This window comes from Microbacterium sp. NPDC089696, assembly GCF_044749125.1.
Taxonomy (GTDB): Bacteria; Actinomycetota; Actinomycetes; order Actinomycetales; family Microbacteriaceae; genus Microbacterium.
This window is the reverse complement of the sequence record NZ_JBIVHF010000001.1, coordinates 1302212-1315930: the sequence shown is the minus strand read 5'-3', so window position 1 is coordinate 1315930 and position 13719 is coordinate 1302212. Positions and strand designations below refer to the sequence as shown.

Below are 13719 nucleotides of genomic sequence, written 5' to 3'. Positions count from 1 at the left end.
GTCGACGGTCGACACCGCTCGTTCACCCCCGCGTGCCACGATGACGGGATGCCCCTCGCCCGCCGCCTGAGACTCGCCGACGCCGTCGCGATCGGTCTCGGATCGATGATCGGCGCCGGCGTCTTCGCGGTGTGGGCGCCGGCGATCGGCGTCGCGGGCAGCGGCATCCTCGTCGCCCTCGCGATCGCGGCGGTCGTCGCGTACTGCAATGCGACCTCCTCGGCGCAGCTCGCCGCCGCGCACCCCGTCGCCGGCGGGACCTACGCGTACGCGCGCGCCGAGATCGGCCCGTGGTGGGGATTCGTCGCAGGGTGGAGCTTCGTGATCGGCAAGATCGCGAGCTGCGCGGCCATGGCCATGACGTTCGCCGCCTACGCCGCACCCGAGGGCTGGCGCATCCCGGTGGCCGTGATCGCGGTCGCGGCGCTCACGGTGGTGAACTGCGTCGGCATCACCCGCACGGCTCTGCTCACCCGCATCCTCGTGACCCTCTCGCTGCTCGGCCTCGCCGTCGTCGTCGCCCTCGGCCTGGGCGGGGCGTCGACCGCCGCTCCCCCGCCGCTCGCCGAGGCCACGGCGTACGGAGTGCTGCAGGGCGCGGGACTCCTGTTCTTCGCGTTCGCCGGCTACGCACGCATCGCGACCATGGGCGAGGAGGTCGTCGATCCGGCGCGCACCATCCCTCGCGCCGTCGTCCTCGCCCTCGGCGGCGCCGTGATCGTCTACACGCTCGTCGCGGTCACGGTCGTGCTGACCCTCGGCGGCGATGCCGTGGCGAGCCCCGCGCCCCTCGCCGATGTGCTCGACGCATCGGGGTGGACCGCGCTCGGACCTGTCGTGCGCATCACCGCCGCGACAGCCTCCCTCGGCGCCCTGCTCGCGCTCCTGACGGGGATCGGGAGGACCACGCTCGCGATGGCGAGGGAGTCCGACCTGCCACCCGCGCTCGCGCGCGTCGACGAGAGGTGGCAGGTGCCGCAGCGTGCCGAGATCGCGATCGGTCTCGTCGTGATCGGCATCGTGCTCGTCGCCGACCTGCGCGACGCGATCGGCTTCTCCTCGTTCGGCGTGCTGCTGTACTACCTCATCGCGAACGCGGCGGCCTTCCGCCAGGTCGGGTCCGCGCGCCGCTATCCCCGCGTGCTCCAGGTGGTGGGCGCGCTCGGGTGCCTGCTGCTCGTGAACACCCTGCCCGCGCTCGCCTCTCTCATCGGCACGGCGGTCGTCGTGGCCGGCGTGATCTACCGTGCGGTGCGGCTGCGCCTCAGCGCGTCGCGGAAGCGCGCCGCGCGCTGAGCGCGATCTCCGCCGCACGGAGCACGGACGGCAGCAGGGCCTCGGCCGTGCGCCGGTAGCCGAGCGGACTCGGGTGGAACCGGTCGAGGCTGAACATCGCATCGGGGTCGTCGAGGAACATCGGGCCGACGGCTCGACGCAGATCGACGGGCACGGCTCCCGCCTCGCGCGCGGTCTCGGTCTGCGCCTCCGCGAGCCGACGGGACAGACTCGAGATGAGCCGGCGGAGCGGCTGCGGCACGGGTCGCAGCGCGCCGAGATCGGGACACGTCCCCACGACCACCTCCGCCCCACGGGTTCGCAGCTCGTCGATCGCCTGACGGAGATGCCGGGTCGAGGTCGACACCGGCAGCCGGTGCGTCACGTCGTTGCCGCCGACCACGATCACGGCGACGTCCGGCGCGTACCCCGAGGGCAGGAGCGCGAGCTGACCGTCGAGGTCGGGCGACTCCGAGCCCACCACCGCGCCGGTCCGCAGCCGCACCGGCCGATGCAGCCGTCGGCCGAGCCCTTTCGCGAGGCGGCCGCCCAGGGTCTCCTTGCGTCGCTCCGCGCCGAGTCCGGCCGCGAGCGAGTCGCCGAGCACGAGCAGCTCGACGGGCTCGCCGTCGAGGGCGCGCCGCCAGACCCGATCGGCGTCGAGGGAGTCCTCGCCGAGCGGTTTGCCGATGCGGCGTCGGGCGATCGCGGACTGGCGGGTCAGCACGGCCCGGATGCCGAAGACCGCCGTTGCGGCGGCGGCGCCGATCCCGGCGAGGACGGCGAGGTGCGGGCGACGCATGGTGTGATTCGACCCCACCGTCGTGAACGCCGCGTGAACGAGTCTGCGAGGCATCGGAGGCGCTCCCGTCGCACTTCGCGCCGCCCGGACGCGGATCCGACGGCACGAAGTGCGACCGGAGCTGAGACGGGTCCCGCTCAGGACAGCGGCTTGAGCTCCAGCCTCGCCGTGCCCGTCGACACCGTCGCGAACTCGGTGTACCCGTCTGCGGCCGAGCGCTCGAGCAGTGCCTTGAGGTTCTTGGTCCGGCGTTCCAGTCGCACGCGCGCGCCCTCGGCGACCAGGGCGGCCTTGTGCGTCACGAGCTCTGCGACCGGGACGTCGGCGTCGTGCACGAGCACGACGCCGCGCTCCGCCGCGTCCGCCCCGGTCGTCACGAGGTCCACCAGGCGCTCGAAACCGAGCGAGAAGCCCACCGCGGCGACCTCCTGTCCGAGGAAGCGGCCGATCATGCCGTCGTAGCGTCCCCCGCCGCCGAGCGAGTAGCCGACCGAGGGGTGCGCGAGCTCGAAGATCGTGCCCGTGTAATAGCCCATGCCCCGCACGAGGAACGGGTCGAACACGAGCGGGATGTCGGCCGCGCCGCGACCCGCCGCGACCGCCTCGCCCACGCCGACGAGGTGGCCCACGATCTCGTCCGGTGCCCCGTCGGGGAGCGCCTTGCGGATCTGCCGCTCGCCGTACGCGTTGTACTCCATGGTCTGCGGGCGCCGGAGGAAGTCCTCGAACGCGTCGACGGCGGATGCCGCGGCGCCGCGCTCACGGAGCTCCGTCGCGACCCCGTCCGGGCCGATCTTGTCGAGCTTGTCGATCGTGATGAGCACGCCAGGACGCTCGCCCGCCGTGAACCCGAAGCTGTCGAGCATCCACTCCAGCGCGCGCCGGTCGTTGATCCGCACGGTCGCACCCTCGAGCCCCAGCGCGTCGACGGCATCGAGCGAGGCGACCATGAGCTCGGCCTCCGCACGGGCGGAGTCGTCGCCGATGATGTCGATGTCGCACTGCACGAACTGCCGGTACCGGCCCTTCTGCGGACGCTCGGCGCGCCAGACCGGACCGATCTGGATCGCACGGAAGACACCGGGCAGCTGGCCCCGGTTGCTCGCGTAGAAGCGCGCCAGGGGCACGGTCAGGTCGTACCGCAGGCCGAGGTCGGCGAGCGCGGCCTGGTCGTCGGCGGCGGCGCGGATCGCCTCGGCGTCGAGCCCTCGGCGCAGCACGTTGTAGGCGAGCTTCTCGTTGTCGCCGCCGATCCCGGCATGCAGACGCGAGTACTCCTCGAGCGCCGGCGTCTCGATCTCGTCGAAGCCGTGCGCGCGATAGCGCTCTCGGATGACGGAGAGCACGCGCTCACGGCGGGCCTTGTCGGCGGGGAGGATGTCGCGCATGCCGCGCGGCGGGTTCACAGTAGCCACGCCCCCATCCTTCCAGGTCCGAGGCGGGTGCCGTGGCTCAGCCCGCGGCCTCGGCGGCGCGCACCCCGGCCTCGAGCGCGCGCAGACGCTCCCGCAACGCGCGCTCGGCATCCCAGCCGTGCTCCCGGGCCACCTGGACGAGTCCGAGCAGGGCGTCGCCGAGCTCGGCCTCGGAGGCCGGTGCGTCCTCCGCCGGAGCGACGACGACCCCGGCGCCCGCAGCGCGTCCGGACATCTTCTGCGCGAGGGCGAGCGCCGGCATCCCCCGGGGGATCCCGTCGAGCACGCTGTCCCTCGTGCGCTTCTCGGCCGCCTTCGCGGCGTTCCAGTGCACGAGGACCTCTTCCGGTGTGGTCGCGACCTCCCCGGAGAACACGTGCGGATGACGGCGCACCATCTTCTCGGTGAGCGTCTGGGCCACATCGTCGATGTCGAAGGGGTCGTCGGGGTCCTGTGCCGCGATGGCCGCGTGGAACAGCACCTGCCACAGCAGATCGCCCAGCTCCTCGCGGAGGTCGGCGCGCGTACCGGCCTCGACGGCGTCGATCACCTCGTGCGACTCCTCGATGAGGTAGGGCACGAGGTCCCGGTGGGTGATGCGCTGCGACCACACGCACCGCTCGCGCACGGCGCGCATGGTGTCGGCCGCTGCACGGAGCGGGTCTGTGCGGGAGTCCTCTGTCACAGCTCCTCCTGGGTTCGGATCGACTCTCTCATGTCTCGCGCCGTCATGCGTGCAGGGCGCCCCTTCCGAGCGGGATACTCTCGAACGGTGACCCCCGCACAGAGTTTCCCCGAGCCCACCGACACCTCGGCCATCCGCATCATCGGACGCTTCGAGGCGGGCCGCGGCATTCCGGACGCGATGCGCTCCGACGTGAGAATGCTCGGCGCGCTCCTCGGCCAGGTGCTGCGCGAAGCGGGCGGCGACGAGCTGTTCGCCGACGTCGAGCGCCTGCGCCTCGCCACCATCCAGGCCTACGACGAGGAGACGTCCGACGCGTTCGACCGCGCCGCGTCGATCGCCGAGTCGTTCAGCATCGAGCGTGCGGACGAGGTCGCCCGCGCGTTCACGTGCTACTTCCATCTCGTCAACCTCGCGGAGGAGCATCAGCGCGTGCGGGTGCTCCGCGAGCGGGCGGGTCAGCCGGGCCGTGAGGACGCCGCCGACACCGTGGCGTCGGCGTACGCCCGGCTCAAGACCGAGGTCGGCGACGACGAGGCACGACGCCGCCTCGAGGGACTGCGCTTCCACCCCGTGTTCACGGCGCACCCGACCGAGGCGCGCCGCCGCGCGGTGTCGTCGAGCATCCGTCGTCTGTCCGAGCTGCTGACGCAGCACGACTCCGCGAGCGAGGGCGGCGCCGAGCAGCACCGCGCCCGCCGCCGGATGCTCGAGGAGATCGACACGCTGTGGCGCACCGCGCCGCTGCGCGCGCAGAAGCCGTCTCCGACCGATGAGGTCCGCACGGTCATGAGCGTGTTCGACGAGACGCTCTTCACGACCGTCCCGCACGTCTACCGTCGCATCGACGACGCGCTGCGCGGCGAGGAGTCCGGCGCGAGCGCCCCGGTCGTCCCCGCATTCGTCCGCATCGGCTCCTGGGTCGGCGGCGACCGCGACGGCAACCCCTTCGTCACGGCCTCCGTCACGCGCGAGGCCTCGCAGATCGCCTCAGACCACGTGCTGCGCGGTCTGGAGCGCGCGCTCGAGCGCATCGGCCGCACGCTCACGCTGGATGCCGAGGACACGCCGCCCAGCGCCGAGGTCCAGGCCCTCTGGGAGCGCTTCGCCGCCGCGGAGCCACGCGTCGCGGAGGAGCTCGGCGCCCGGTCGCCCGGCGAGCCGCACCGTCGCGTCGTGATCGCCCTCGCGCACCGGGTCGCCGCCACCCGTCGGGGCGACGACGAGCGCTACGCGGCGCCCGAGGAACTGCTCGCCGACCTCCGCGCGGTGCAGTCCTCCCTGGTGGCCGCCGGCGCGAAGCGTCACGCGTTCGGTGGAGTGCAGCACCTCATCTGGCAGGTCGAGACGTACGGCTTCCACCTCACCGAACTCGAGGTGCGTCAGCACTCGCAGGTGCACCGCAACGCCCTCGCCGAGCTCACGAGCGGCGAGCCGATCAGCGCCCAGACCGAGGAGGTGCTCGAGGTCTTCCGCGCGATCGCCGAGATCCAGCGCGACCGCGGTCTTCGGGCGGCCGGGCGCTACGTGGTGTCGTTCACGCAGTCGGCCGCCGACCTCGCGAACGTCTACGAGCTCGCGCGCCACGCGCTCGGGGACGACGCTCCCGTGCTCGACGTGGTGCCGCTGTTCGAGACCTTCGCCGACCTGCAGGCCGCTCCCGCGATCCTCGCCGAGGCCGTGCGGTTCCCGGAGTTCCGCGCCCGCATGGCCGCGACGGGCAACCGCCTCGAGGTCATGCTCGGCTACTCCGACTCGTCGAAGGACGTCGGCCCCGTCGCCGCGAACCTCGCCCTGTACGAGGCGCAGGAGAAGATCGCCCAGTGGGCGCAGGAGTCCGACATCGAGCTCACGCTCTTCCACGGCCGTGGCGGCGCCCTCGGGCGCGGCGGCGGACCCGCGAACTCCGCGATCCTCGCGCAGCCGCCGCACTCGGTCGACGGCCGCTTCAAGCTCACCGAGCAGGGCGAGGTCATCTTCGCCCGGTACGGCGAGCCGGCCATCGCGATGCGTCACATCGACCAGGTCGCCGCGGCGACGCTGCTGGCCTCCTCCCCGTCCGTCGAGCAGCGCACGAGCGACGCCGCGCACCGCTTCGCCGACATCGCCGCGATCATGGACGCGTCCTCGCGCGAGCGCTTCTTCGCACTCGTGAAGGCCGAGGGCTTCGCCCCCTGGTTCGCCACGGTGACGCCCATGGAGGAGATCGGCCTGCTCGCGCTGGGCTCGCGCCCGGCGCGCCGCGGCCTGTCCGTGGAATCCCTCGAGGACCTGCGGGCGATCCCGTGGGTGTTCGCGTGGACCCAGGCGCGCATCAACCTCGCCGGCTGGTTCGGTCTCGGCACGGCACTGGCCGCCGTCGGCGACGAGCAGCGTCTGATCGAGGCCTACCGCGAGTGGCCCTTGCTTCGCACCATGATCGACAACGTCGCCATGAGCCTCGCGAAGACCGACGAGCGCATCGCCCGCGAGTACCTCGCGCTGGGCGACCGCGACGATCTGGCCGCCCTCGTCCTCGACGAGCTCGCCGTCACGCGCGAGTGGGTCATCCGCCTCACCGGCGGCGCCGGCCTGCTCGAGAACAAGCCGATCCTGCAGCGCGCCGTGCAGCTGCGCACGCCCTACGTCGACGCGCTGTCGCTCCTGCAGCTCCGCGCTCTCCGCGCTCTCCGCGATCCGGCCGAGGCGACGGGATCGGGGTCCGAGGACGAACAGCGCCGCCTGCTGCTCCTCTCGGTCAGCGGCGTCGCCGCCGGCCTGCAGAACACCGGATGATGGGTCGTCGCGTGCACGCGGGATGCTGCATACCGGCATCCCGCTAGAGTGAGACCCGCCCGATCCGGCGACCACTCACGCGACACGATCGCACGTCCTCATCCCCCGTCAGAAAGCTCTCTCGCGTGACCTCTTCGACCTCCGCCGACTTCCACCCCCTCGCCGACTCCGTGCAGCCCGTGTTCGACACCGTGCTCACCCGCAGCGCGCACGAACCCGAGTTCCAGCAGGCCGTGCACGAGGTGCTGCACTCGATCGCCCCCGTGCTCGAGCAGCACCCGGAGTACGTCGACGGCGGCATCCTCGACCGCATCGTGGAGCCGGAACGGCAGATCCTCTTCCGGGTGCCGTGGGTCGACGACGCGGGCCGGCTGCAGGTCAACCGCGGCTACCGCATCCAGTTCTCCTCGGTGCTCGGCCCGTACAAGGGCGGCCTGCGGTTCCACCCCTCGGTGAACCTCTCGATCATCAAGTTCCTCGGCTTCGAGCAGATCTTCAAGAACGCGCTGACCGGCCAGGGCATCGGCGGCGGCAAGGGCGGCTCGGACTTCGACCCGCACGGCAGGTCCGATGCCGAGGTCATGCGCTTCTGCCAGTCGTTCATGAGCGAGCTGTACCGCCACCTCGGCGAGCACACCGACGTCCCCGCGGGCGACATCGGCGTCGGCGGACGCGAGATCGGCTACCTGTTCGGGCAGTACCGCAAGATCACCAACCGCCACGAGTCCGGCATGTTCACGGGCAAGGGCACCGGATGGGGCGGCGCGGAGGTGCGCACGGAGGCCACCGGCTACGGCGCCGTCTTCTTCGCGCAGGAGATGCTCGCCGTGCACGGCGACTCCCTCGACGGCAAGCGCGTCGGCGTCTCCGGCTCGGGCAACGTCGCGATCTACGCGATCCAGAAGGCCACCCAGCTCGGCGCGACCGCGGTCACCGCATCCGACTCCTCGGGCTACGTCGTCGACGACGCCGGGATCGACGTCGACCTGCTGCGTCAGATCAAGGAGGTCGAGCGCGGCCGCATCGTCGAGTACGCGAACCGTCGGCCCGGTGCCCGCTTCGTCGAGGGCGGCAGCGTGTGGGAGGTCCCCGTGGACATCGCCGTGCCCTCGGCCACGCAGAACGAGGTCAGCCTCGCCGACGCGGAGGCGCTGATCGCCAACGGCGTCCGCGCGGTCTCCGAGGGCGCCAACATGCCGTGCGTCCCCGCGGCCGTCGACGCGTTCCAGGCCGCCGGGGTGCTGTTCGCCCCGGGGAAGGCCGCCAACGCGGGCGGCGTCGCGACCTCGGCGCTCGAGATGAGCCAGAACGCCTCGCGCCAGCGGTGGACGTTCGACGCCAGCGAGAACAAGCTCCGCGAGATCATGGCCGACATCCACAGCGCCGCCTTCGACGCGGCGGAGCGCTACGACGTCGCGGGCGACTACGTGGCCGGCGCGAACATCGCGGGCTTCGAGCGCGTGGCCGCCGCGATGCTCGCGCAGGGCGTCATCTGACCCCGACCCGTCGGCGGAGAACCGAAGAGCCGCCTCCCCTCGCGGGTGAGGCGGCTCTTCCGTATCCGGGCCCTCAGCTCTCGTCGACCGGGACCTTCACGACCTTGTTGTAGCCCGTGACGGCCTGGTTCTCGTCGAACGCGACGACCTTCTTGCGGAAGCCCTTCGTGATCACCGCGAGGTAGATCAGTCCGAGGATCGTCCAGGTGATGCCGCCGATCAGGGCGTCCGGATGCAGGTTGACCCAGAGGAGACCGGTCAGCAGCGTGCCGATCGCGGGCATCACGATGTACGAGAAGATCTCGCGCGGCGTATGGCGCATGCCCTTGCGGATCGCGAACCAGGCGATCACCGAGATGTTGACGAACGTGAACGCGATGAGCGCGCCGTAGTTGATCCACGCGGCGATGAGCTCGAGCGTGAACGGGATCGCGAGCAGCGAGATCGCCCCCACCAGCACGATGTTGAACGTCGGCGTGTGGGTGCGGCGGTTGATGTAGCCGAAGGCGCGCTGCGGCAGCACGTTGTTGCGGCCCATCACGAGCAGCATGCGCGACACCGAGGCGTGCGAGGCGAGGCCGGACGCGAGGGTGGCGCAGAAGCCCGCCGCCGTGAGCACCGCCATGAAGACGTTGCCGCCGACGAGGTCGCCGATGATCGGCAGGGTCGAGTCCTCGACGAACTGCATGTCGCCGCCCGGGGCGAACTCGTTCCAGTCCGGGAACCGCAGCTGCGACACGTACGAGGCGACGAGGAAGATGCCTCCACCGAGGATCACCGTGAGCAGGATCGCCTTCGGCATGATCTTCGGATCCTTCGCCTCCTCGGCGTACATCGTGACGGCGTCGAAGCCGATGAACGAGAAGCACACGATGGTGGCGCCGGTCAGGACCGCGCCCATCGTGACGTCGTCGTGCAGGAAGGCCCCGACCGACAGGATGGTCGCCGCGCCGTCCCCGCGCATCAGCTGCGCGACCACGAGCACCACGAACACGACCATGACGATGATCGAGAAGACGAGCAGGATCATGTTGAGGTTCGAGGTGCCGCGCATCGTCATGTAGATGATGCTGGTGACGAGGATGCAGTACAGCACGACCCAGATCCAGGCCGGGACGTCGGGGAACATGGCCTCGAGGTAGCTCTTGATGATGAGGCAGTTCACCATCGGGAGCAGCACGTAGTCGATCAGCGAGGTCCAGCCCACCATGAAGCCGAGGTTCGGGTGGATGGACTCGCGCACGTAGGTGTAGGCGGAGCCGGCGCTCGGGATCGCGCTCGCGATCTTGCCGTAGCTGATGGCCGTGAATACCATCACGACCAGTGCGACGAGGTACGCGGCGGGAACGACGTTGTTCGTGTCGCGCGCGACCATGCCGAAGGTGTCGAACACCACGGTCGGCGTCATGTAGCCGAGCCCGAGGCCGACGATCGCCCAGAGGCCGAGGTTGCGTCGGAGCGATCCCCCGCCGTGCGCGAGCGGCTTCGTCTTCTCTGCCATGTGGACTCCTTCGGGGACATCGCAGGGGCCGGACTTCGGGTCGTCCGACGCTGAGGATCAGTATGTACCCCGGCTATTCGTCAGCGGAAGAGCGAATCCGATTCGAATTGCGCATTCAACATGACGTCGCCCCGCGCGATTCGAAGGGGCGAGCCGTCACCATCCCTCGGACAGCACCCGGTCGAGCATCGCGAGCACGTGGTCGGCACTCGACGTCGTGAGGCACAGCGGCGGCTTCACCTTGAGCACGTTCGAGCGCTCGGAGGTCGTCAGCACGATCACGCCGAGTTCCCGCATCCGCTCGCAGATCGCGGCCGCCTCGGCCGCCGCGGGCTCCAGCGTCTCGCGGTCGCGCACGAGCTCGACGCCGAGATACAGCCCGACGCCGTGCACGGGGCCGATGAGCGGATGCCGTCGCGCGAGCGCCCGGAATCCCTCGGCCAGGTGCGCACCGACCTCGCGGGCGTTGCGCTGCAGGTCGTCCGCGACCATGGCGTCGAGCACGGCGATCCCGACGCGGCAGCTGAGCGTGCTGCCGCCGGCCGAGGAGAAGAACTGTCCCTGCGCGCTCAGCGCGTCGGCGATGCGCTTCGTGGTGATGACGCCGCCGATCGGGAAGCCGTTCCCCATGGGCTTGGCGATCGTGACGATGTCGGGCACGACCCCGGACTGCTCGAAGCCCCAGAACGTCGATCCCACACGCCCGAACCCGACCTGCACCTCGTCGGCGATGCACAGCCCGCCCCGCGCGCGGACGCGTTCGTAGGCTCCGGAGAGGTAGCCCTCGGGCAGCAGCACACCGCCCGCGTTGCCGAGCACGGATTCGCACAGGAAGGCCGCCGGGTCCCTGCCGTCGACGGCCAGACGATCGAGGTCGGTGTCGAGGTCGGCGAGGTAGGCGCCCGCCGTCCCCTCGCCGCGATACGTGCCGCGGAACCGGTTCGGCACGTCGGCGACGTGCACCCAGTCCGGTCGCGTGCCGACCGCGTCGGGGTTGTCGTACGCGCTCGTCGTGACGGCGTCGCTCGCCTGGGTCCAGCCGTGATACGCCTCGCGGAGGGCGACGACCGTCGTGCGGCCCGTCGCCGCCTGCGCCAGACGGATCGCCAGATCGACCGCCTCGGACCCGCTGTTGACGAGCAGCACCGTGTCGAGCCCGCTCCCGTCGGGCATGAGCGCGAGCAGCCGTTCGCTGTACTCCGCGAGGTCGCGGAACAGGAAGCGCGAGTTCGTGCCGAGCAGCCGCAGCTGCGCGTTCGCGGCGTCGGCGACCGCCGGATGGGCGTGGCCGAGGCCGGCGACGTTGTTCACCATGTCGATGCGGCTGCAGCCGGTGGTGTCGACGAGATGGTGCCGCCAGCCCCGTTCGATCTGCGGCGGATGCTCGTAGTAGCGCTCCTGCGCGGCCGCGAAGATGCGCTCGCGGCGCTGCAGCTCGTCCGCCGACTCATCGCGCTGGGTGCGCGAGTCGATCCCGAGCAGCGGCGCGGGATCGGCCGTGAGACGCGCCCACGCCGCCACGTCGTCGGGCGTGACGAGTCTGGCCGACGCGGGGTCGGGCGCGAGCAGCGGCGACGCCTCGACGGGCGGCATCGGCACGGGCGCGTCCGCACGCCGAACGCCGACGACCACCACCCGGGTGTCGAAGGACGCGGCGAGTCGTCCGATCGCGTCGCCGATGTCGACGGGCCCGCCGCGCAGCGCGTCGACGTCGGCGCCGCGGATCTCCACGATCCATCCGTCGCCGCGCGCGAGGAGGACGCGGCCGCCCGAGACCGTCAGGTCTCCGGCGATCGGTGCGGTGAGTCGCATCGAGGGCCCCGGCGCGATGTGCAGCTCGGTCTCGACGGGCCAGGTCTCGGCCGCATCGGCGGTGTCGATCGCGGTGCGCGTGAGCCGGTACACCCCGTAGGGCATGACCGCGGCTCGGGCGCCGGCGGCATGCGCCTGGGCGATCAGCTCGGCCTCGATGTCGGGGGCCAGCCATCTTCCGGCATCCAGTCCGGCGGCCTCGACGCCGGGATCCAGCACCGTGACGCGTGCATCGAGGTCGGGAATCAGCGACGAGAGGTCGGGGAGCCCAGGTGCCGCGAACGAGGGCGCCTCGACGCCGAGCCGGGCGCGCACGTGCTCGACGGCCTCGATCAGCGGCACCGCGGTGGCCGCGTCGAAGATCGCCTGCTCCCCCGCGACCCGTTCGGCCGCGTAGTCGTTGCCGCCGTCGATCTCCAGTTGCCGCCACCCGCTCGCCACCAGCAGCGCGGCCCGCAGCACGATGAGCGGCCACACCGCGTCGATCTCCGCCCCGTCGAGCGGCACGGCGTCGTGGAACGCTGCGATCGTGTCGAGGACCCGCAGCGGGCGATCGGGTTCATGGTGCAGCATCGACGAGGCGCAGACCGCGAGCTCGGCGACGCGCCAGCCCGACCCGAGGTCGCCGAGGTCGATCACCACCCGGGGGTGCAGTCGCGAATCGTCCCCACGGACCCCCATGACGTTGTCGTCGGTGAGGTCGCCGTGGATCGGCTGCGCCGGGAGCCGATCGGCCACCGCGGCGAGCGCCGTCTCCGCCTCGTCGGCGGCCGCACGCACGCGTGCGCGGAGCCGCGAGTCGGCGATCGACGGGGAGAGCAGCCGCACCTGCTCGGCGGCGACCCGCATGTCCCACATCTGCTCGCGGTCGAGCCCCGGATGCCGGAGCCCCGCCAGCGCGGTGACGGAGGCCGCGGCGAGCGCTCCGAACTCCGCCAGGACGACGGGTGCCAGATAGCCGGCATCGACGAGCGGCTCCCCCGCGGCGAACTCGCTGCGCCGCACGGCGAAACCTCCCCAGCGCTGCGTGAGAGCGCCGTCGAGCCCGGGGATCACGGCGGGCACAACGACCCCGGCCGCGCGGTAGGCGTCGAGCGCATGATGCTGGGCATCGCGTTCATCGTCGCCGGTCACCGGATTGTCCACCCGGAGCACGCTGCGGGCGCCGTCGGCCTCGACGAGCACGAAGTTGCGGTCCTGGTTGCTGCCGAGCTCGGTCGCGGTGACCTCGATGCCGTAGCGCTCGAGGGCGATCGACACGGCGTCGGCCGTCGTCACCGCGGGGCGGACGAGCCCGGCGCCGGCGCTCACTCGCGACCCGCCGGTCCGTCGACGCGGACGTCGGCGGCGTGACGGGCGAGCGAGGTGCCGTAGCGCTCGGTGAGCTGCACCATGAGGTCGGGGGTGTCGCGGTCGACGCCGAACACGTGGCCGGGGAAGTCGAGGTCGGGCTGTGCGGCCGCGATCTCGTCGGACCGATCGGGAGACAGCAGCTGCACGGGGTCGCCCACGGCGACCCAGCCGATCGGCACGACGGTGCCCGCGGGGAGCACGGCGCGACGATGCACGATCGCGTTGACGCGCACCTCGCAGCGGTCCCCGACCAGCGCGCCGTTGAAGATCCGCGCGCCCGAGGCGAAGAAGACCTCCTCCCCGACCGTCGCGCCGGCGATACTGGCCAAGGTGCCGATCAGGGTATGCGCTCCGACGTGCACCGCGTTCGCGGCGGTGGCGCGGATGAGCGCGTTCTCCATCACGATGACGTGCGCTCCCAGGGTGATCGGCCCGCCCTCGGCGGTGATCACGGCTCCGTGCAGCACCTGGCAGCCCGGCCCGATCTCGACGTCTCCCGAGACGACGGCGGTGGGGGCGATGACGGCGGTGTCATGGACGCGGGGTCGAGCCCCGAGGTGCTCGTACAACATGACGTCAGCGTAGCGCCGCGGGCCTCCGGGGCG

Annotated in this window: 9 protein-coding genes; 3 read left to right on the top strand and 6 right to left on the bottom strand. The window is 71.7% G+C overall.

Annotation, left to right across the window (positions count from 1 at the left end):
• Positions 1–48: 48 nt before the first annotated feature.
• Complete coding sequence (locus ACIPY8_RS06425; RefSeq protein WP_400816217.1) at positions 49–1296, top strand: APC family permease; 1248 nt, start codon at positions 49–51, stop codon at positions 1294–1296.
• On the opposite strand, the gene ACIPY8_RS06420 is transcribed toward ACIPY8_RS06425, so the two are convergent.
• From ACIPY8_RS06420 to ACIPY8_RS06410, 3 genes are all read right to left on the bottom strand, one after another.
• The gene (locus ACIPY8_RS06420; protein WP_400816216.1) at positions 1265–2077 is read right to left on the bottom strand and encodes an SGNH/GDSL hydrolase family protein; all 813 of its coding nucleotides are present in this window, start codon (positions 2075–2077) and stop codon (positions 1265–1267) included. The genes ACIPY8_RS06425 and ACIPY8_RS06420 overlap by 32 nt on opposite strands.
• A 137-nt stretch (positions 2078–2214) precedes the next feature.
• Entirely contained in the window at positions 2215–3465 is a 1251-nt protein-coding gene (hisS, locus tag ACIPY8_RS06415) for a histidine--tRNA ligase (protein ID WP_400817661.1), read from the bottom strand.
• Positions 3466–3529: 64 nt separating this feature from the next.
• The gene (locus ACIPY8_RS06410) at positions 3530–4129 is read right to left on the bottom strand and encodes a MazG family protein (RefSeq protein WP_400817659.1); all 600 of its coding nucleotides are present in this window, start codon (positions 4127–4129) and stop codon (positions 3530–3532) included.
• A 135-nt stretch (positions 4130–4264) separates the two neighbouring features.
• Here ACIPY8_RS06410 and ACIPY8_RS06405 point away from each other — a divergent pair, with 135 nt between their 5' ends.
• Both ACIPY8_RS06405 and gdhA read left to right on the top strand, forming a co-directional pair.
• The gene (locus tag ACIPY8_RS06405; RefSeq protein WP_400816214.1) at positions 4265–6952 is read left to right on the top strand and encodes a phosphoenolpyruvate carboxylase; all 2688 of its coding nucleotides are present in this window, start codon (positions 4265–4267) and stop codon (positions 6950–6952) included.
• Between the two features lie 125 nt (positions 6953–7077).
• Complete coding sequence (gdhA, locus tag ACIPY8_RS06400; protein ID WP_400816213.1) at positions 7078–8448, top strand: NADP-specific glutamate dehydrogenase; 1371 nt, start codon at positions 7078–7080, stop codon at positions 8446–8448.
• A 73-nt stretch (positions 8449–8521) separates the two neighbouring features.
• Here gdhA and ACIPY8_RS06395 read toward each other — a convergent pair whose 3' ends face one another.
• The 3 genes from ACIPY8_RS06395 to ACIPY8_RS06385 all read right to left on the bottom strand — a co-directional run bounded on the left by ACIPY8_RS06395 (position 8522) and on the right by ACIPY8_RS06385 (position 13686).
• Positions 8522–9949, bottom strand: a complete 1428-nt coding sequence (locus tag ACIPY8_RS06395; RefSeq protein WP_400816211.1) for an APC family permease — start codon at positions 9947–9949, stop codon at positions 8522–8524.
• A 156-nt stretch (positions 9950–10105) separates the two neighbouring features.
• Entirely contained in the window at positions 10106–13072 is a 2967-nt protein-coding gene (locus ACIPY8_RS06390; RefSeq protein ID WP_400816209.1) for an aminotransferase, read from the bottom strand.
• Positions 13069–13686 carry a gamma carbonic anhydrase family protein gene (locus tag ACIPY8_RS06385; RefSeq protein WP_400816207.1) on the bottom strand — a complete coding sequence of 206 codons (618 nt, stop codon included), beginning with the start codon at positions 13684–13686 and terminating at the stop codon, positions 13069–13071. Before ACIPY8_RS06385 ends, ACIPY8_RS06390 begins: the two co-directional genes overlap by 4 nt.
• Positions 13687–13719: the final 33 nt, after the last annotated feature.

What these genes read in the sequence shown, in the direction of transcription:
- ACIPY8_RS06425 (WP_400816217.1), top strand. Translation starts at nt 49, where the DNA reads ATGCCCCTCGCCCGCCGCCTGAGACTCGCCGACGCCGTCGCGATCGGT.
- ACIPY8_RS06420 (WP_400816216.1), bottom strand. Translation starts at nt 2,077, where the DNA reads ATGCGTCGCCCGCACCTCGCCGTCCTCGCCGGGATCGGCGCCGCCGCC.
- hisS (WP_400817661.1), bottom strand. Translation starts at nt 3,465, where the DNA reads ATGCGCGACATCCTCCCCGCCGACAAGGCCCGCCGTGAGCGCGTGCTC.
- ACIPY8_RS06410 (WP_400817659.1), bottom strand. Translation starts at nt 4,129, where the DNA reads ATGCGCGCCGTGCGCGAGCGGTGCGTGTGGTCGCAGCGCATCACCCAC.
- ACIPY8_RS06395 (WP_400816211.1), bottom strand. Translation starts at nt 9,949, where the DNA reads ATGGCAGAGAAGACGAAGCCGCTCGCGCACGGCGGGGGATCGCTCCGA.
- ACIPY8_RS06385 (WP_400816207.1), bottom strand. Translation starts at nt 13,686, where the DNA reads ATGTTGTACGAGCACCTCGGGGCTCGACCCCGCGTCCATGACACCGCC.